We start from the raw sequence: 20,711 nt of genomic DNA on the forward strand, positions 1-20,711 counted from the left end.
TCGCTTTTTCTTCTTCTTGGTTAGTTATAGGTTAATAATAAACAATTCTTCAAGATTGCAACTCCTTCAAACCCTCCATTAAGCCACCACCCCATGGATCTTTTGTTATAGTTACGTCCTAAGATTTATTTAGGAGGTTAGAAGATGGTATTAAAGGTTGGAAATTTGTCCGTTACATATGGTCAGAAAAAAGCAGTTGATCGCATTAGTTTTGAGGTAAAGGCTGGGCAAGTATTTGGATTACTAGGTGCAAATGGGGCGGGGAAATCTTCAACCATTGCTGCAGTGCTTGGTATTGAAAAGAGCACTCATGATGAGCTTGGTATCGTTGGTAAATCACCAATACGCCATCGAAAGGAGATATTTAAACAAGTAGGGGTGCAGTTTCAAGAGACTAACTTCCAAGATAAACTAACCGTTTCTGAGGCATGTGAACAGTGGAGATCACTCTACAAAAAAACGGCTGACGTACCTGCTTTACTACAAACCTTTGGGCTTGCAGATAAGGCAAAGCAACTGGTTAAATCACTTTCGGGTGGGGAGCGTCAGCGACTGGCCGTACTCCTTGCCTTAATTCCTGAACCGAAGCTTGTGTTTCTAGATGAACTGACAACAGGGCTTGATACCAAAGCCCGTCGTATGCTGTGGAAGGAGCTCTTAACAATGAAAGAAAACGGTTTGGCGATTGTTTTGACATCACATTACATGGATGAGGTTGAAGCGTTATGTGATGAGATATTAATTCTACGTGAAGGTCAAACCGCCTTTCATGGAACCATTCAGGAAGTATTAGTCGCTAGTGGGCAAACAGCGCTTGAAGATGCATATTTACATTTTGCTGGTGAGGAGGAATACTGGGGATGAGTAATATGTTTGCACTTTTAAAAATAGAAGGTAAATTGGTGTGGAAAGGTATTGATATTTTAATTTTCGGTATATGTTTTCCGATCATTTTGGCGACCCTGTTTGGTTACGTGCTTAGTAAAGACGCATCGGCAGGTTCATCTAACTTTGAATTATCCTACGCAGCTGTTATAACTATTGGTGTACTTGCAACGGGTGTAATGGGACTACCACTAACCATTGCTGATTATCGACACCGCGGTATTCTGAAAAGATTCCAAGTGACGCCGGTATCACCTTTACAAATTTTATTTGCTCAAGGTATAATTCAGCTTTCCTCCGCTCTTGTTTCATTTATTGGCGTTACTCTCGTATACTATTTATTTTTTGATTATCAAATAGCAGGTTCCTGGCTTATGTTTTTGAGCGTATATGCTTTTGTTATTTTAGCCATGTACAGTATTGGCACTTTTATTGGCAGTGTCGTACCGGATCAAAAGGCAGCGAATATGTGGAGTTCTATCGCCTACTTTACGATGTTATTGTTCTCAGGTGCGACGATTCCATATGAAGTGATGCCGCGGTTTTTTCAATGGATCATGGATATATTACCTTTGTCTCATGGGATTCATTTATTGAAGTTGGTAAGTACAGGTGGAGAAACGGCGGGTATGACGGTGCCGATTTTGATATTAGGTAGTGTTACTGTGATCAGCTTGTTTGGGGCATTCAAATTTTTTAAGTGGAAGTAGGGGTGTGGGATGTACAAAACCAAAGAAATCGCAGCAATTGTTGGGGTACATTCCAACACCGTACGGATTTATGAAGAATGGAGATATATCTCATCTGTTCCGAGAAGTGAAAATGGCTACCGCATGTATTCCGACATGCATCTATTTCAACTAAAAATAGCTAGAGTCGCTTTTCGTTGTGAAATTGTTCAAGGACTCATTCGGGCAAAAGCTAGAGCCATTATTGAAGCTAGCGGCAAAGAGCATTTCACTCAAGCACTAGAATATGCGCAAAGCTATCTATCCCATCTACAACAAGAATATAACCGAGCGCTAGAAGCTATTGAACTCTCGGAGCAGTGGATGAGTGGAATAAAATCTACATCTACGGGGACCTATACACGAAAAGAGGTAGCTCAGATTCTAGATCTTTCACCTGAAGTCGTTCGAAATTGGGAGCGAAATGGATTAATAACAGTCCCTAGACTTTCAAATGGATCCCGTACATATACAGAAAATGAAATAAAACGCTTGAAAATTATTCGTACTCTAAGGGCGGCACATTATTCAATGAGTGCGATCCTTCGGCTGATGAATCAAACAGAGAACATGAGCGGGACTGATCTTAATATTAAGCAAGTGCTCGACACTCCTGAAGATCATGAAGACATTATTTCAGTGACAGATCGATTAATCTATTCATTGGAACAAGCCATCGAGTCTGCAAAGGAGCTTATATTGTTACTATGGGAAAAGCTGCAATTAGAGAAGTAACATTTCAGCTCATAGCCTAGCATTTTTGGCGAATTGTGATTTTGCATAACTACGGTTTGAGTGTTGTGTTTTAAGTGTGCGGTTTGCGATGTGGGTTCCGAACTGAGAAAGCAGTTGTTGTAGAGATTCCTCTGTGATGGCTGCTTTTTTCTGTTGTTGCCTCGGGCCGAAGCACGTGGTGCTTCGTTGTCTCTATTTTTTTACATAAAATACTATTTTGTAATATGACAAAACTGATGACAACACTCACTATTTGACTGTCCTTTTTTGTAATATAGTAGTCTGAATGGCAGACAGCCGAAATAGTCGGCTAATTTAGAAGTTGATCGTGAACCGTTGGCGGTATCCGTCATCGAAGGATTCTCTATGCGAAAGGGCGGAAGAACGTTGACAAGAATAAGTAGAAAATTAACGGTTATGGTTTTGATTATACTTTTTACAACAGGCATAATTCCGGGGAAGTTCGGCGCAGACATTGGAGGCATATCGGCTGTTGCAGCGGCAACAAACATAACTAGTCAGGATGGGATTGGATATAGCGGTCCTATTGCAGCGAATGAAGTGGTGGGGACCACTTTTACGGGATACCAGGCTTGGCCCAGCGGATTTTCAAAGGGATCTAGTGCCTTTGTCGGCGGTGTCTATGATGGCACGAGTATATGGATGATACCTTACAATGCCAACGAAATACTCAAGGTTAATCCGTCCACCGGGGAAATGACGGGATATAGCAATTGGCCCGCCGGCTTCACTAAAGGGAGCAATGCATTTGCTGGAGGCGTTTATGACGGAACCAACATATGGCTAATTCCATATAGTGCAGATCAGATTATCAAAGTTAACGCAACTACAGGTGTAATGACGGGGTATAGCAGTTGGCCAGGTGGATCGAGAGGAAGCGATCAATTTATCGGAGGCGCTTTTGACGGTACTAACATATGGCTAGCTCCCTATTCCGGCAGTCGCTTAATTAAGGTTGATGCAACGACAGGAGGAATGACCAGTTACAATAGTTGGCCAAGCGGAACAGTCCTTGGTAGTTATCCATTTATAGGTTCTATTTTCGATGGCACGAGTATATGGCTGATTCCGAGTAGTGCCGATCGTCTAATCAAGGTTGATCCATCAACTGGGGAAATGACTGGTTACACCAATTGGCCAAGCGGTTTCACCAAAAGCACTGATGCATTTTGGGGAGGCGTCTTCGATGGAACAAATATATGGCTGATCCCGAATAATGCCACTCATGTGGTTAAAATTAATACGACTACTGGAGTCATGACTGGATACAATGGTTGGCCCAGCGGATTTACAAAAGGGAGCAGCAGCTTTGCAGGCGGCGTGTATGATGGCACGAATATATGGCTGGTGCCACAGTCGGCTAATATGCTAATTAAGGTCAATGCCGTGACCGGGGAAATGATAGGATTCAACAATTGGCCTAGCGATTTTACGAAAGGTAACAATGCGTTCATGGGCGGCGTTTACGATGGAAAGAATGTGTGGATGATTCCGTTTATGGCCGACCGTCTTATGAAATTCGGGGATAGCTCCGACTTGAGTGGATTGACGCTGAGTAGCGGCACATTATCGCCAGCATTCAGCGCAGCGACAACGAGCTACACGGCAAACGTAGGCAATGAAGTGACGAGTATTGATGTTACGCCGACGACAGCGGATGCCGATGCTACGGTGACCGTGAACGGCTTAGCCGTCACAAACGGGCAAGCCCAAGTGACGGCGCTGAACGTTGGGGACAACACGGTAACGATCGTGGTTACGTCAATTAACGGCAATACGAAAACTTACACCGTCACGGTGACGCAGGCGGCGTCAACGAACGCCGACTTGAGTGGACTGACGCTGAGCGCGGGTACACTGTCGCCAGCATTCAACGCGGCGACAACGAGCTACTCGGCAAGCGTCGGCAATGAGGTGGAGAGCGTCGACGTCACGCTGACGGCGGCGGATGCCGACGCTACGATGACGGCTAACGGTTCGGGTATCGCGAGCGGGCAAGCTCAAGCAATGGCGCTGAACGTTGGGGACAACCGGGTGACGGTTCAGGTCACCGCAAAGGACGGCACCGCGAATAAGAGCTACGCTGTCACGGTAACGCGAGCGACCTACGGTAGTGCCGACTTGAGTGGACTGACGCTGAGCGCGGGTACATTATCACCAGCATTCAGCATGGCGACAACGAGCTACGCGGCAAACGTCGGCAATGAAGTGACGAGCATCGACGTCACGCCGAACACAGCGGATGCCGACGCTACGATGACGGTGAACGGTTCGGCCGTCGTGAATGGGCAAGCTTATGCAACGGCGCTGAACGTTGGAGACAACCGGGTGACGGTTCAGGTCACCGCGAAAGACGGCATTACGAAGAAAAGCTACACCGTCACAGTAACGAGAACGCGGGCGAACAACACCGGTAACGGAAATAACGGTGTTGACAGCAACAGCAGCGGGACGCAAGGAATAATCGACACGTATACGGGAATCTTGATCAACGGTAAAGTAGTGAACATTGGAACGATAACAGCTTCACTTAGGAATGGGCAAACGGTAACTACCATAACCACCGATCCGAACAAGCTCGTTGAGTTGCTGAAACTAGGTGGTGAACACTCCGTTGTGACAATCCCGTTCAACAACCATTCCGATGTTGTGATAGCTGAATTAAATGGCTTTATGATTAAATTGATGGAAGACAACCATTTCGATCTGGAAATCAAATCGGAAAAAGCCAGTTACAGGATTCCGGCTCAGCAAATTAATATCGATGCCATTTCGCGACAAGTTGGAACGTCGGTGGCGCTTAAAGACATTACAGTTCAGGTGGAAATAGCCTCACCCACTGCGGAGAACGTCAAGTTCGTCGAAGATGCGGCACGAAATTCGAACATCACCCTTATCGTTCCGCCGCTTGATTTTACCGTGAGAGCCATCTATGGCAATCAACAAGTGGAAGTAGCGGAGTTTAACGCCTTCATCGAACGTTCGATTGCTATACCGGATAACATCGATCCGAACCGAATTACAACAGGCGTAGTTATCGATGCGAATGGAACGATTCGTCAGGTGCCTACGAAGGTTGTTCAACAAGATGGCAAGTATTTCGCAATCATCAATAGCTTATCGAACAGTACTTATTCGGTAATATGGAGCAATGTGGAATTTAGCGATGTCACCCATCATTGGGGCAAGCAAGCGATTAACGACATGGGCTCGCGGTTGGTCGTGCAAGGTACGGGAGAAGGTATCTTCGGCCCTGACAAACCGATTACTCGTGCCGAATTTGCGGCAATTGTTGTACGCGGCCTGGGATTAAAGCCGAAAAGCGACGTTACAGGCTTTGTGGATGTGAAAGCTTCGGATTGGTATAGCGACGCAGTTTGGACTGCGAAACAGTATCAATTAATCAGCGGATTTGAAGACGGTAGCTTCCGACCGATGGAGATGATTACACGCGAGCAAGCAATGATGATAATTTCTAAGGCGATGACGCTTACCGGATTAAAGGATCGGCTTCCGGTTCAAGACGCAATCGTAACACTTCGACCATTCGCGGATGGAGGACAGGTAGCATCGTGGGCGCAAAGCGACGTAGCGGCTTGCATCCTGGCGGGGATCATCACAGGTAGAAGCGATGATGCCATTGCGGCGAAGGTAAGCGTCACAAGAGCGGAAGTAACTATCATGCTGCAACAATTGTTGAAGAAGTCTGATCTGATTTAAAGGGAGAATTAACACGTAGTCGTGGCATTGTCTTCGGACAGGGGGAAAGGCTCCCCTCGCAGCCACCGTAAATACCCCGACCTCTTGAGGTCGGGGTATTCTTTAATCGAATGATAACTATCGAAAGTCCATACTTTTTATTCTGACACACGAAGCCATATTTTCCTGAACCAAGTATCGGAGTGCATTATTCCAGTTTTGTCTGCTCTTAACTTACCTTGGATCATAAAGTATGAACTATCTTTGCCATACTTTGTAAAACTCTACATAGTCTTAGTTAAGTCCTCCATGCGCCGTTCGGCGTTCTTTTTCTGTGCGTACATGAAACAGGCAAATGTATTAGATTTGACCCGTACTTTCATTAGTATTGTTGGGTACTGCTAATAAATCCCTCCTTTTATAATGAAAAGGAAGTAAAAAAACAAGGGGAGGCATTTCTTTGAGTAAATTTAAAGCGTTTACATCATTACTTCTGACAGCAGTAATGTCCGTTACGTTGCTTAGCGCGTGTGCAAGCAATAACGGGAATGAACCCGCTAAATCAAACGAGAGCAGCAACACAAGCACCAATGTTACGGAGACAAATGCTGTAAAAACTAATGAAGAGCCGATTACTCTCACCTACTTTCTGAATGCGCCGGGAGATAACGTTCCTGAGCATTTCAAAATTGCCGATCTCATTACCGAGAAAACAGGGGTTACCGTTAAATATGAAAGGCTCGTCGGAGAAATAGAACAAAAGCTAGGCGTCATGATCGCAGGTGGAGAATATCCGGACATGATCTACCCGGGCGACAAGGCTCATATGCTGATCGATGCAGGAGCCTTGCTTCCGCTGGAGGATCTCATCGAAGAGCATGCTCCAAATTTGAAGAAATTGTACGCGAATTACTGGGAACGCATGAAAGCTACCGATGGCCATATTTACTCGCTTCCGAATTCCGTACCAACAGGGCAGCCGAACAGAGCGATCAGCCCTGCGTTCTGGATTCAGAAGGAAGTACTGAAGGATGCGGGATATCCGAAAATCACTACGTTCGACCAATATGTTGACGTGCTGAAAAATTATGTGCAGAAGTATCCGCAAATCGACGGCCAGGATACGATTCCGTTCGAAATTCTCACTTATGATTGGCGCTTGTTTACACTGACGACGGCGATGCAGTTCTTGGCCGGCGGGCCTAACGATTCACGAGCGATGGTAAATCCGGAAACGGGCGAATTGACGTTTTATCAGACGGATGAGAAAATCTCCAAGCGCTACTATGAGAAGCTGAACGAAATGTGGAACGAAGGATTGATCGATAAAGAAGCTTTCGTCATGAACTACGATCAATACTTGGCTAAATTGTCTAGCGGACGAGTGCTCGGTATGCATGATCAAACCTGGCAGTTCCAAGATGCGACCGCAGCTTTGAAACAACAAGATAAGCTGGATCGGATGTTCGCTCCGCTTCAATTGACGTTCGATGAGAGCATTAAAGCCGATTATATGGATGTTCCGTCGATTAACTACGGTAACGGCTGGAGCATGTCCGTTGACAACAAGGACCCCGTTCGCACAATCAAATTCATTGATACTTTGGCTTCGGATGAGATGCAAATTCTGAGAAGCTGGGGTGTTAAGGACGAAGATTATAAGGTTGATGAGAACGGTCGATTTATTCGTACTCCAGAGCAGCGCAAATGGTTTGAATCGAACGAGAATGCATTAGGCTGGGATGGCAAAATCATGTGGTTCTTCCCGAATGCGTCAGGTACGCTTCCAGATGGCAACAATTACTGGCCTGGTGAGCAACCGGAAGAGATCGTCGCAAACTACACGGAAACGGATAAGAAAATTCTCGAGGCATACGGCGTGAAGACTTATCCCGAGCTGTTTAACCCTGGGAATACGAAACGCAAATATTTCCCGATCTGGAGCATTGAGCTGACGGAAGATTTGAAAATATTTGATCAGAAGCTGAACGATTTGAACAAGAAATATCCGCCTCAAATGGTAGTCGCGAAATCCAAAGAACAATTTAACGAGTATTGGGACGAATACGTCACTTCTGTTAATAAGCTTGACGTAAAAGGATGGATGGATTATCACAGCGCTGAAGTGAAAAAACGCCAAGAAAACTGGTAAATTAAATTTCACTAGATGGAGGCCAGGTAGTTTGGCTTGGCCTTCTTCTCTTCTACGAAGAGATCAAGCAATTGGAGGAGTATCATGGAGCTGAAAATAGAAAGCGCAAGCATGAAACATAAACCAAAACAATCTCAATTTGTAGCGGACCTTAAAAGATTAAGAAGACAGAAGCTGCTTCTTCTCATGTCCATTCCATTTGTCATCTATGTCATCGTTTTTAGCTATTTGCCTTTATGGGGATGGCTGATGGCTTTTCAAAAATATAAGCTTGGCTCCAATATTATGAATAATGAATGGGTAGGTCTGAAATATTTTCGCGAGCTGTTCCAGGATGACATGTTCATGCACGTATTAAGAAATACGCTTGCGATGAGCATTATTAACCTCGTGTTCGGTTTTGTAAGCTCGATTGTGCTTGCTCTAATGTTAAACGAAGTACGCAAGGTTTTCTTTAAGCGGATAGTACAGACGGTTAGTTATTTGCCCCACTTCATTTCATGGGTGGTCGCGGCTAATTTGATTATGACGATCTTCTCTCTTGATGGAGTCGTCAACACCATCCTGCTAAAGCTTCATCTTATTTCGGAGCCGATCCTATTGATGTCGGAACCAAAGGCCTTCTGGTGGATGATCGGCTTAACCAACGTCTGGAAAGAAGTCGGTTGGAATGCCATTATCTATTTAGCGGCGATGGCTATGATCAATCCGTCGCTGTACGAAGCGGCAGAAATGGACGGGGCAGGGCGATTCCGCAAAATGTGGAGCATTACGCTACCAAGTATGCTTCCACTGATCGTTATTCTATTGATTATGAACATCGGTCGCATTCTCGATGCCGGATTCGAGCAACAGTATTTATTAATGAACACGATGGTCGTCGATTATGCCCAGACGATAGATATTTTCGTATTGAAATATGGTATTAATTTGTCACGGTATTCGTTTGCTACAGCGGCGGGTATTTTCAAATCCGTCATCAGCATCATTCTATTAGTTATGGCTAATCAGTTCGCCAAACGGATGGGACAATCCAGACTTTATTAGTAACAGGAGGTGGAGATATGAAGTCGGTTATGCTTAACAGGAGAATGGGAAGATCGCGCTTCTCGGTATTCGATACCCTTAATATTACAGCTTTGCTGGCACTGATGGTTGTGACTCTCTATCCTTTCGTTAACATGGCGGCAGTATCTCTTAATCAAGCTGTCGACACGACGCTAGGTAGCAATTTTATTTGGCCGCGGAAATTTACGTTATATAACTACAAAGTCATATTGAAGGATTCAATCATCTATCAAGCTTTTATGATTTCGGTGCTTCGTACCGTCGTCGGTACATTCACGAGCGTATTCTGTACGGCAATGCTTGCTTATACACTCAGTCGCAAAGAATACATCCTCCGCAGCCCGATTTCCATGATCTTCGTCTTTACGATGTATTTCAGCGGAGGCCTCATTCCGGTATTTATGCTGATTAAAAGTTTAGGTCTCACAAACTCGTTCTGGGTGTATATTATTCCGGGCTTAGTGAGCGCATTTAACCTGATCATCATGCGATCTTTCATTGACGGGCTGCCCGAAGATTTGGTGGAATCGGCGAAGATTGACGGAGCGAACGATTTCACGGTATTCATAAGGGTCGTATTACCGCTATGTATGCCGGCAATCGCGACGGTATCTTTGTTCGTGGCCGTCGGTCAATGGAATAGCTGGATCGACACATTCCTATACAACTCGGCGAACAGTAATTTGTCTACGCTGCAGTATGAGCTGTTAAAGAAAATACAATCCGCTAACTTAAGTATCGGAGGTTCTGCGACTTCGGCATTTCTCAATCAACAGAATGCGCAGGCGAATATGGTGACCCCGGTTTCCATGCGGGCGGCGATTACGATGTTGGCCACGGTTCCGATTCTTCTGGTATATCCGTTCCTTCAGAAGTATTTTATTAAGGGAATGACACTTGGCGGGGTGAAAGAATAACAAATATAAGTTATGAAATGGACAGCCTGATCATAGGTTGTCTATTTACATCTCTATTAAATCCCAATACAATAATTGGAAACGCATACAATCGGCATGGAAGCCAGCAGGAGGCAAAATTGATTAGGAGAATGTTAAAACATTGGAACGACATTCGTTTGCGAAATAAGCTGCTGATCTTATACGTTGTTGCTATATTTTTTCCGATGATCATAACGAACCTTATCTTCTATAACATTACGGCGGATAATGTTCGTACGCAGAAAATTACGGATCTATCGCATGCCTTGGACAAAAGCAAAGATACCTATCGTAAAGCGATCGAATCGGTCGTCGAGATTTCTTCTGTATTGTATACGGATAGTGAATTAAGCGCTGCACTCGATAACAATTATTCGACAACGAATGAAATGCTTATCGCCTACGATTCCATATTGAACAGTTCTATCAATCAGTTCGTCTCGATTCGCAAGCAGTTTTACAATGCCTACCTCTATTCAAATAACGAAACGCTAATCAGCTCAGGGGTACTTAGATTCATCGATAAGCAAACGGAGAATGAGGAATGGTATCATCTTGTTCGCAATCAATCGGTTATCGGCGAGCTTCATCTGCATACGAACAAAGACATCAAGCGCCCGGATCAGCCTTATCTAAGTATTATTCGCAAGCTTGATTATTTTCGGAAGAGCGGTTCCTATACGAAAATTCTTAAAATTGATATTATGCCGGAATTCGTTAAGGAAACGCTGGATGACGACTCCTCTAACGGCGATCTGTATCTGATTAACGATAACGGGGACCTCCTATATTCCTCCCACAACAAGGCGATGGATTTACAGGAAGAAATGAAGAGCGATAAGAACCTGGTTCTCACCAGTACCTTTGATAATATAAGCTACTTGCAAGGTTGGAAGATGATCGTCATTTACCCGAAGGATCAGATCGTTAGCGCGTTGCATCATTCGAGGCTTCTTTTCATTTATTTAATGCTAGCCAATCTCTTGCTCCCTAGCTTGATCATTATCGTGCTGTCCAGCTCGCTCAATTCGCGGATTGTCGTGTTATGGAAACAAATGAAGCAAGTAAAGAACCAGCATTATGACCTCGTAAAAGTGGATCAAGCCAACGATGAAATCGGGCAACTTACCGAGGAGTTTTACCGACTGACGAGTCAAATCAGCCTGTTGATCCGAGATGTGTACGAGGCGGAATTGGGGCGCAAGCAAGCACAGCTAAATGCGCTTCAGAGTCAGATTAATCCGCACTTCTTGTTCAATACGCTTGAGACAATCCGCATGAACAGCATGGTGAAGAATGAGCATGATACGGCTCTTGTGATTAGTCGGTTGGCAAGAAGTTTCAGAAGATCGATTACGTGGGGTAACGACTTTGTGCCGATTAGCGAGGAAATGGAAATTATTATAGACTTTCTTGAAATTCAGAAATTCCGTTTCGAGCATCGTTTGCTCTATGAGTTTCATATCGAAGATGCGATTAAAGATATATCTATTCCGAAGATGAGTATTCTCCCTATCGTAGAGAACGCCTGTATTCACGGGATCGAACGATTAGCGGGTGTGGGAATGGTTCGAATTACGGGACATCTAGAAAATGGCATGGTGAAAATCGAGATTTCGGACAACGGAATCGGGATATCGGATGAAAAGCTGGAGGACATCGTAGAAGCCATGAAGGGCGACGTGTTTAATCAAGGGAACCACATTGGAATCAGGAATGTTTATAATCGCCTTAAGCTCTACTATAGTGACGGCTTCGACCTCACCTATCGGTCAGAGCCTGGTAGAGGAACCTTGGTTACGATGCTTATTCCAGCTATAACTAATGTGGAAAGTAAAACAGAATGGAGGGATACTAGTGTATAAAACCCTTCTTGTGGAAGACGAGCCCAAGATGCGCGAAGGACTAAAGCAAATCATCTCGTGGCAAAGCTATGGTTTTCTCCTTTGTGGGGAAGCGGAGAACGGACGGGAAGGTGTAACTCTTATCGAGCAGGTAAAGCCGGATTTGGTGATTACCGATGTGCGAATGCCGTTGCTTAGCGGGCTCGATCTCATGATGGAGGTTTCGGGACGGATCGATTGCCAGTTTATCATTATCTCGGGATACAGCGAATTAGATTATGTCTTGAGCGCACTTAAGTACGGCGCCGTGGATTATTTACTAAAGCCGCTTAATGTGGAACAACTCATCGTCGCTTTGATCCGAGCCAAAGATCGACTGGACCGGGAAGCCCTGCTCCCCAAAGCGCTTCCTCCCGAACTGTCAGTTAACGGCGCAGTCGGGGACGTAATTGCCTATATCAAAGAAAAATACCAATACAGTATTACGATTAAAGAAATCGCAAGCAAACTTTACATGCATCCCGTATATTTGGGTCAATTATTCAAGAAAACGACGGGTCAATATTTCAATGATTACGTTCATCAGATTCGACTGGATGAAGCGCAGCGCCTGCTGAATACAACTGAGAAAAAAGTATATGTCATCGCGCTTGAGGTCGGCTATAAAGACAACGATTATTTTGTCCAACAATTCAAGAAGCGAACGGGAGTGACCCCTTCCCAATACCGGATGAACACAAGAGGGATGACTTGAAGCGGCGTACCGTATTTAGAAGTCGCTGGCTGATATGGCTTCTGTGCCTGCCTCTCTGCATGGTTAGCTCCTGTTCGGAAATGGGTTCGAAAGCGGACTCCGGCAAGAAAGATCCGATTACCTTTACGTATTTTGTAAATTCACCCGGGGACATCGTTCCTGAGCATTCGATTGTCGGGGATTACATTGCCGAGCAAACGGGAGTTTCGGTGCAATATGAACGAGTTGTTGGAGAGATCGATCAGAAACTCGGAGTGATGATTGGCAGTAAGAATTACCCAGATCTGATCTACGGAGGAGACAGAACGTTCCGGTTATTGGAGGCAGGCGCGCTCATTCCGTTGGAAGATTTAATCAAGGAGCATGCTCCCCATTTGTTCAAGCTGTATGAACCGTATTGGGAGCGCATGAAAGCTGCCGATGGACATATCTATGCTATTCCTTTGTCGGCACCGACGGGCAAGCGCAGTAAATGGATTAATGCTGCGTTCTGGGTGCAGAAGAAGGTGCTTAAGGAAGCAGGATACCCGGTCATTCGTACCTTCGATCAATATGTAGAGCTGCTTAAGGATTATTACCGCATGCACCCTTACTACGAAGGGGAGCGGACGATTCCTTTTGAAATCCTCACCTACGACATTCGAAACTTTACTTTAACGACGCCGATGCAATTTCTAGCAGGTGGGCCTAACGATTCTTATGCCATGATCGATCCAAATTCGAATCAGGCTCATTTCTATCAATTGGACGAGAACATTACCAAACGGTATTACGATAAATTAAATGATATGTATAGGGAAGGGCTGATAGATCGGGAAGCTTTCATCATGAATTACGAGCAATATTTGGAGAAGCTGTCGAGCGGCAGAGTGCTCGGCATGTTCGATCAATCCTGGCAAATTCAAGAGGCCGGGCTAGCTCTGAAGGAGCGAGGAAAATTTGAAGATTTATACGCGCCGCTTCCGTTAACCTTCGATGAGGATATCGAAGAAGAATATATGGACCATACGATAATGAACTATGGCTTCGGATTCAGCATTTCCGTGAATTGCAAGGATCCGGTACGTGCGATTGAAATGGCTGACTTTATGACGCGCGATGAAATTCAAACATTGAGATTCTGGGGATTTAAAGACGAAAATTACAGCGTAACGGCACAAGGGCGGTTTTACCGTACATCCGAGCAACGCGAATGGTTAAAGAATAAAGATAATCGTGTTCGTCTGAGCGGAGATATCCTATACTTCTGGCCTGGATCAATAGGGACGATGCCCGATGGAAATAGTTACGATCCTATGCAGCAGTCCGAAGAAATAGAAGCGGAGTATTCCGAGATAGATCGTGAATTATTGAAGGCGTACGGAGTGCAAACCTATGAAGACTTATTTAAACCGCCGAACGATAAGCGCAAATATTTTCCCGCTTGGAGCATCGAGTTGTCTGACAGCGCCAAAGAATTTGATCAAAAGCTGAAAGCTATTAATAAGAGAATTCCACCGCAAATGGTTGTCGCGGACACGAAAGATGAGTTCCACAAGTATTGGGAGGAATACGTATCCGAAGTCAGCAACCTTGATGTTGAAGGCTGGTTAAATGAGCTGGAAACTAAGATTGCTGAACGGGAAAGCAAGTGGTAGCCTTGATGCTCGCCTCTATAGCTGTATACTCCTGTGCAAGCATATTCTCCAAATCTGAGCATCCTTGGTGGGTATTGTGAATGGAAACCTAGTAAGGAGCTTGATGTGGTGTTCAAATAGATCAATCCTTACCAGATATATTTGTTGATAGACACCTCAGGGGTGTCTTTTTTTGCGTTTCATGGTACGAAAAGGCGACACATGGCTACAACATCCATTCCATCTATTGACAATCTAACGATTGTTAGATAAAGTCTATCTAACAACTGTTAGATAGACTGGAAGGAGCGTTGACGATGCAGGTGAATCCAACGAAACTGATGATCCAGCAAACGGCGCTGGAGCTATTTGCAGTACATGGATACAATGCTGTATCCATTCGTGATATCGGGAAAATCATCGGGATCAAGGAAAGTACGATTTATTATCATTTTGAAAGCAAACAGGATATTTTGAATCATCTGTTAGGACTGATAGAAGAGTTAATCACCACTATGAAAGCTGCCTTCAACAACCAATTTTCACAGATTGATAGTGTGGGGGAAACGGAATTTGTCGGCGCTGCAGTACATTTTTTGAACCGATATTTTTTAGAAGACCATGTATTGAAATGTATCCGCATGCTATTCATTGAGAAGCAATCGAATCCCAAGGCTGCGGAATTATACCGTAATTTGATATTTACCATGCCGTTAGAGCATCAGTCCCAAGTATTCACACAGATGGTTGTTAAGGGGTTCTTTCGCGAGGATGATGCAGATCAGTTGGCTATGGAGTATCATTCCCTGGTGTATTCAATCTTTCAGAAGCATTGCGGGGGATGTGAAGTGCAGCCCAGTGATATCGACAGCGCTAATCGAGAGCTTGCCGTGCTAATACAACGTTTTTATCGCAGATATATCGTGACATAATCCAGGAGCGGAGGTACGGATTTATGAAGATATACAGAAGCAAAAAAGCGGAGGAACACCTTCTTATCACCTATGATCAATTGCTGGGTATGTGGGGGGTTAATTACGAGGAGTGTGATATCCAAACGCGTTATGGGAGTACCCACGTCATTCTATGCGGAGAATCTGAGAAGCCTATTCTAGTGTTATTTCACGGTGTAGGAGACGACAGTGCCATGATGTGGGTCTATAACGCGAAGTACTTAGCGGAGCATTTTCGTATTATCGCTATTGATACTATGGGTGGTCCTGGTAAAAGCCGGCCAAATTCCGAATATGGCAAGGGCTTTGATCGTGCGATCTGGATCGACGAAGTGCTTGATGGTCTGGCGGTTGATGATGTCAGTATGGCGGGTACATCCAATGGAGCATATCTCATCCAATATTACGCTGTGGCGCGTCCTGAGCGGGTAAAGCGAATCGTATGTCTCGCTGGAAGCGTGCCAGCAAGTGGTGGCAATGTGATGAAAGTGATGTTTAGAATTTTTCTGCCCGAAGCGTTGTTCCCCACAAAACGGAATATTGAAAGGCTCGTTCATAAGTTGTTAGGTGCGAATTCGGATGCTTTTCTCAAAAATGATAACCTCATGGAGCATTTCAAATGGCTCCTCAAAGGGTTCAATAATATGGCGATGTCTTACCATAAGTTTATTCCTCTGAGCGACCATCAAATTGCTAGCTTACGTGATAAGTCGTTGTATCTGATTGGGGAAGAGGATCCTTTTGCTCAAATGGGCGGTAAAGAGGCACTGATCCGGTATGGTATGAACGTGCGTTTCTTTGAACAAGTCGGGCACGGCATTAATCATGAGATTGCGAATGAAATCAACACCATGATGATTGAATATCTTGGAGACGGAAACCATACACCCCTCGCCTCCATATAGAGCAACCAAATGACACCTGAGAGGGTGTCTTTTTTATTTAGAGAACATTGCTGTTACTAGGCATATAGCGTGTACTATGCTGCACTTCTTACTTACAATTCGGCGTCCAATGTAACAAACTTACAAGATAATGCAAGAAAACGTATTATAGTAGTTTTAACTCTAATTGGCCTGTAATATGAGTTGTGAGAGGGAGGGGGAAACAAATTGAAGGTTATTTTTGAAGCTGATGCAGGGATAGATCGAAGTGTTACTAAAGTCATAACCAATCCTGCTGAACAAGAAAATTGGATACATATTGAAGAAGCACTAAACACCACTGAAAAAAAGCTTATAGTCATCAACGCCAAAAATAATCGTAACGTGCAAATCTTGTTAAGTTCTATTGCAGTTATAGAATCGGAAGATCGAATGTGTAGTGTGCGTGTTATTACTGGGGAAATGTTTCTTCTTAATAAACGATTGAAGTTTGTCGAAGAAAGCTTGGATTCACATTTTTTGAAAATCAATAATCAAACCATCGTTAATACAAGTTACATAAAGGAGTTCTCATCAACAGATAATGCACGAATCAAAGTGATATTAAATGACAATTCCAGTTACTTTGTTAGTCGCTTTTACATTAAAAATTTCAGGGGGAAATTATCATGATAAACCAATTAAAACATTCATTCTTTCAAGTATTTACGGTGACATTATTGTGGGTAGTCTTGCTTATAACTGTCTTTTTTAAGGATCAATCGATCAGTATCGGATATATGTGGAATGTTGTAGGTATCGCACTGATTTCAGCCGGAATATTTGGGGTTATCTATAATGCCCTATGGAATTACCTCACTTTAAAACCGATTTGGAATATTGTTATCTCCTCAACTTTGAATACTTTAGGCGGAATCCTCGCTGTTTGGTTGTTTTCAAAAGAGATGTTTCATTTCATAGCACCTTGGTTTCCGGGAATGTTGTTGTTATCCGTTGTATTGCATACCATTGCCTTTTATTTTTACGCTAGAATAGATAGCAAGAAGAAGGCTGAAGAGTTGAACAAGATTTTGAAGTAGAGGTTTCCAATTCTAAAGATCGTGATGATTTACAGAACAACAGAGCCATGACCTCTTGAAAAGGAGGCTGGCTCTTTTCGTTTTTTGAATCAGCCTGATTTTCCATTGCTAGTCCTACAGCAATTTGGTATCGTCAAACTATCGACTTTTTTAACATGCTAGGGCTTCCGTCGACAGGTTTGGAGGATGGTCGGATGTATTCGATGTCGCTGTAGGCTGGATCAGTGTTGGGAATTTTCCGGCTTTAATGATTCGTTATGAATGATTCGACTCCCACGAAGATGTCTAGTTTGGCAGGATGCTTAATAATTAGATGAGATCAAGTCACAAGGGGGCTCATATATGACAACAAAGGTAAAGTGGAAGTTAAATGATGGTCCTAAAATTCAAAAAGAACAAGATATTGTTACCAAAATGATTCGTATATATTGTAAGAAGCAACATCGTCATGAAGGACTTTGCGAGGAATGTCAGGATTTAAATGAGTATGCTCTGAAGAGGCTAGCCTATTGTAAGTTCGGTGAAGAGAAAACAGCTTGTGCAAAATGCCCTGTCCATTGTTATAAACCGGATTATCGTCAAAGAATTAAAGGAGTCATGCGTTTTTCTGGTCCGTGGATGCTACTATATCATCCCATTGAGTCGATTCGGCATATTCCACTACCAGCTAAGTTGAGAAAATAAGTGAAAAACGGACATCATTTGATGTCCGTTTTAAGTTCTAGCATTAGCTGTTATTTTACTAGGAGAGGCAATGTCTTGTATATCCACGATTCCAATCTCCAGTTCGAATATATGCTAATCGTCTAAATTATTTCACCTAATGTGTCTATGAGTCGCGCTGAAATGGGGATAATTTGGGCCCACCATAAGCTGTATGCTCGGACTTCCGTTGACAAGTTTGGAGGATGGCCGAATGTATCTCCAGCACTGTATTTGGCCGGTGAGGCTATGGATGTAGATGGAGATTGCGGCGGGTACAATTTGCAATGGGCTTGGAGTTCCGGTTATGCTGCAGCAAAGGCGCTTGCCGATCATATGGCTCAGACCACTTAGAGCTATGTTTCAGTCAGCTGTTGGTAATACACATTATAAAGATACGTGGGGTAGTGTCGCTCACTGTAGCATTGGTGTCCAAATATGGTGAAGTAGACCTATCCCTTCATTGATACAATTGAGTTTGATGCCACCGAAGCCGACTATGAATTGTTTCTGCCCTGGTGTCTCGTCCAAATAAAAACCAGTAGCGGGGGAGACGCGAATTCCTTCTTTCCTGGCTATAGCGGTTAAATCCTCTTCTGACCAATGAGAGTGAATTTGTAGGATGACATGAAGGCCGGCACTAGCTCCAATCACTATTGCTTTGTTGTTGAAGTGCTGTTGAATGGCCGTGAGAAGTTCACGGTTTTTTTTGCGGTAAACATTCCTCATCCGTCTAATATGTCTTTCGAAAGAGCCATTCTTCATGAACAATTCCAGCGTGTTCTGGTGAATTCGCGAAGAAGAGCCTTCCATCATAACCTTCCTTCTATATTGATGGTACAGAGGAACCAGTTTATCGGGAAGTACCATATAATGAATGCAAATGTCTGGTGCCAGCACTTGAGAAAATCCACCTAAATAGATGACATTGTCATTGGGAAGAAGACCTTGCAGTGATGGAACAGGCTTGTCCTGATAGCGGAACTCCCCACCATAATCATCCTCAATAATGAACCCATCCACCTCTTTGGCCCATTCCAGCAGTTCCAGTCTTCGTGAGACCGGCATAACTGTACCAACTGGAAATTGGTGTGACGGAGAAATACTGACGATCCTAGCATGACTCGCCTTGAGAGCAGTAGGATCAAGCCCCCCTGCATCCATAGGCATCGGATAAATCTGATAGCCCGTTGTCTGGAAAGTGTTATATACGAGTGGGTAGGCAGGATTCTCGACAGCAAGGCAGTCGGAATGATCCTTGAGGATTTGTCCCAAGATGTGAATGAGTAAATGTTGCTCAGCGCCAATCACTATATTGTCTGTCTTACAGTTAACACCTCGGAATTGGTACAAATAGTTCGTAATCTCTTTACGCAAGCCGGGCTCTCCCTGTGGATCACCATAGAAGAGTATATCAACACTTTCTGGGTTAAATACTTGATTCAAAAGTCTCTTCCATTCTTGAACCGGGAAATAAGTGAAGTCAATTTTAGACATGTGAAAATCATAAATATATTCTGGTTTCTGTGCTTGTAGTGTGGGTAGGGAAGAATCAGGACCTTGGACCACTTGGGTCATATCAAGGTTACGATACATATCTGACAATTTGACGACGAAAAAACCACTGCGTGGTCTGCTTTCTATAAACCCTTCAGCGATTAGCTGACGATAGGCCATCTCGACCGGGGTCGTGCTGACGGCAAGAAACTCCGCGTGCTTCCTTATGGACGCAAGGCGGGTTTGCTCTCTAAGTTTGCCGGAAATGATATCTTGTTTTATTTTTTCATAAATTTCCTTATGCAGATATGATTTGCTCAGTGTACTGTTTGGCAATAAGTTCATCGGGGGTCCTTTCATCTGTCATTTCAAATATATGTAATCTGTATATTTTAAAGTATACAATATGGTGCTATATTGAGAAACAACTAGCGATGAAAAGGAGTTATGAAAATGAAAGCAGTTCGATTTCTGGAAGGGCAAAAGGTGTATCTTCGGCCAATAGACGTGGAGGATGCAGGGTGGTATTTTGAAAGCTTGTACGACTCGGAAGTACGTAAACTGACGGGGACGCAGAAACATCACACGAAGGAACAAATTGTTCAATATATCGAGAAGAAAGCACAGGATGAGTCCAGCGTACTGTTGGTGATCGCAGAAAGGGAGACGGATATTCCGGTCGGTGACATTGCGCTTGGAGACATTGATCCGATGAATCGGAACGCTTATATACGTATTGCGATTAATAATAGTACGTATATGGGAATGGGTTACGGCACGGAGGCAATGCTCTTGTTGCTCAATTATGGTTTTGGGGTATTGAATCTACATAGAATCGAGCTCAATGTGTATTCCTATAACCAGAGGGCGATTCATGTATATGAAAAGCTTGGGTTCAAAAGAGAAGGCGTGCAGCGAGAGATGCTTTTTTATGATCATGCTTATCATGACTCTATTCTGATGAGTATCCTGGAAAGTGAATTCCGTGCTATTCATCAGCTAAACTGAGTAGTTACCTTCGTGAAAATGTATGTTGGATCACCCTTTGTGGCGTTGCCTTCAGAAGGCTTAAGGACTCCCACGACGCCATATGGAGCAAAGAAAAGACACCCGAGAGGGCAATGTCATTAAGTTAAAGCATAGGTCCAAAAATTAA

The 20,711-nt window shown here is 43.9% G+C and carries 18 protein-coding genes; 17 read left to right on the top strand and 1 reads right to left on the bottom strand.

The window, feature by feature from the left end; translation table 11 throughout:
- Positions 1–144: 144 nt before the first annotated feature.
- The 16 genes from EJP82_RS24890 to EJP82_RS24965 all read left to right on the top strand — a co-directional run bounded on the left by EJP82_RS24890 (position 145) and on the right by EJP82_RS24965 (position 18,412).
- Positions 145–864: an ABC transporter ATP-binding protein gene (locus tag EJP82_RS24890; RefSeq protein ID WP_127194771.1), complete on the top strand. Its 720-nt coding sequence runs from the start codon at positions 145–147 to the stop codon at positions 862–864.
- Positions 861–1,595 carry an ABC transporter permease gene (locus EJP82_RS24895; RefSeq protein ID WP_127194772.1) on the top strand — a complete coding sequence of 245 codons (735 nt, stop codon included), beginning with the start codon at positions 861–863 and terminating at the stop codon, positions 1,593–1,595. Before EJP82_RS24890 ends, EJP82_RS24895 begins: the two co-directional genes overlap by 4 nt.
- Before the next feature lie 9 nt (positions 1,596–1,604).
- A complete protein-coding gene (locus EJP82_RS24900) occupies positions 1,605–2,348 on the top strand; it encodes a MerR family transcriptional regulator (protein ID WP_127194773.1) in 744 nt (247 codons plus the stop codon).
- A gap of 387 nt (positions 2,349–2,735) precedes the next feature.
- Positions 2,736–6,089 carry a cadherin-like beta sandwich domain-containing protein gene (locus EJP82_RS24905; RefSeq protein WP_170220293.1) on the top strand — a complete coding sequence of 1,118 codons (3,354 nt, stop codon included), beginning with the start codon at positions 2,736–2,738 and terminating at the stop codon, positions 6,087–6,089.
- 439 nt (positions 6,090–6,528) lie between these two features.
- A complete protein-coding gene (locus EJP82_RS24910; protein WP_127194775.1) occupies positions 6,529–8,220 on the top strand; it encodes an extracellular solute-binding protein in 1,692 nt (563 codons plus the stop codon).
- An 84-nt stretch (positions 8,221–8,304) separates the two neighbouring features.
- Positions 8,305–9,267: an ABC transporter permease gene (locus EJP82_RS24915; RefSeq protein WP_127194776.1), complete on the top strand. Its 963-nt coding sequence runs from the start codon at positions 8,305–8,307 to the stop codon at positions 9,265–9,267.
- Between the two features lie 17 nt (positions 9,268–9,284).
- Entirely contained in the window at positions 9,285–10,205 is a 921-nt protein-coding gene (locus tag EJP82_RS24920) for a carbohydrate ABC transporter permease (RefSeq protein WP_127194777.1), read from the top strand.
- Positions 10,206–10,336: 131 nt separating this feature from the next.
- Entirely contained in the window at positions 10,337–12,091 is a 1,755-nt protein-coding gene (locus EJP82_RS24925; protein WP_211350286.1) for a sensor histidine kinase, read from the top strand.
- Complete coding sequence (locus EJP82_RS24930) at positions 12,084–12,824, top strand: response regulator transcription factor (protein ID WP_170220295.1); 741 nt, start codon at positions 12,084–12,086, stop codon at positions 12,822–12,824. Before EJP82_RS24925 ends, EJP82_RS24930 begins: the two co-directional genes overlap by 8 nt.
- Positions 12,821–14,461 (top strand): extracellular solute-binding protein, encoded by a 1,641-nt coding sequence (locus tag EJP82_RS24935; protein ID WP_127194780.1) that lies wholly within the window; start codon positions 12,821–12,823, stop codon positions 14,459–14,461. Before EJP82_RS24930 ends, EJP82_RS24935 begins: the two co-directional genes overlap by 4 nt.
- Before the next feature lie 296 nt (positions 14,462–14,757).
- Positions 14,758–15,372, top strand: a complete 615-nt coding sequence (locus EJP82_RS24940; protein WP_127194781.1) for a TetR/AcrR family transcriptional regulator — start codon at positions 14,758–14,760, stop codon at positions 15,370–15,372.
- 23 nt (positions 15,373–15,395) lie between these two features.
- Positions 15,396–16,298: an alpha/beta fold hydrolase gene (locus tag EJP82_RS24945; protein WP_127194782.1), complete on the top strand. Its 903-nt coding sequence runs from the start codon at positions 15,396–15,398 to the stop codon at positions 16,296–16,298.
- Between the two features lie 207 nt (positions 16,299–16,505).
- Entirely contained in the window at positions 16,506–16,949 is a 444-nt protein-coding gene (locus EJP82_RS24950) for a LytTR family DNA-binding domain-containing protein (protein ID WP_127194783.1), read from the top strand.
- The gene (locus tag EJP82_RS24955) at positions 16,946–17,356 is read left to right on the top strand and encodes a hypothetical protein (protein WP_127194784.1); all 411 of its coding nucleotides are present in this window, start codon (positions 16,946–16,948) and stop codon (positions 17,354–17,356) included. Before EJP82_RS24950 ends, EJP82_RS24955 begins: the two co-directional genes overlap by 4 nt.
- A 342-nt stretch (positions 17,357–17,698) precedes the next feature.
- Positions 17,699–18,040, top strand: coding sequence for a nitrous oxide-stimulated promoter family protein (locus EJP82_RS24960; RefSeq protein ID WP_127194785.1), 342 nt, complete (start codon positions 17,699–17,701; stop codon positions 18,038–18,040).
- 162 nt (positions 18,041–18,202) lie between these two features.
- On the top strand, positions 18,203–18,412 hold the full coding sequence (locus tag EJP82_RS24965) for an NAD(P)/FAD-dependent oxidoreductase (RefSeq protein ID WP_211350293.1): 210 nt from the start codon (positions 18,203–18,205) through the stop codon (positions 18,410–18,412).
- 60 nt (positions 18,413–18,472) lie between these two features.
- Here the strand turns inward: EJP82_RS24965 and pdxR are convergent, their stop codons facing one another.
- Positions 18,473–19,900, bottom strand: coding sequence for a MocR-like pyridoxine biosynthesis transcription factor PdxR (gene pdxR, locus EJP82_RS24970; protein ID WP_127194787.1), 1,428 nt, complete (start codon positions 19,898–19,900; stop codon positions 18,473–18,475).
- A 108-nt stretch (positions 19,901–20,008) separates the two neighbouring features.
- Between pdxR and EJP82_RS24975 the strand changes: the two genes are divergently transcribed.
- Positions 20,009–20,563: a GNAT family N-acetyltransferase gene (locus tag EJP82_RS24975; protein WP_127194788.1), complete on the top strand. Its 555-nt coding sequence runs from the start codon at positions 20,009–20,011 to the stop codon at positions 20,561–20,563.
- The last annotated feature ends 148 nt before the right edge of the window (positions 20,564–20,711 follow it).

Origin of the sequence: Paenibacillus anaericanus (genome assembly GCF_003994475.1) — a bacterium.
Lineage (GTDB): Bacteria > Bacillota > Bacilli > Paenibacillales > Paenibacillaceae > Fontibacillus > Fontibacillus anaericanus.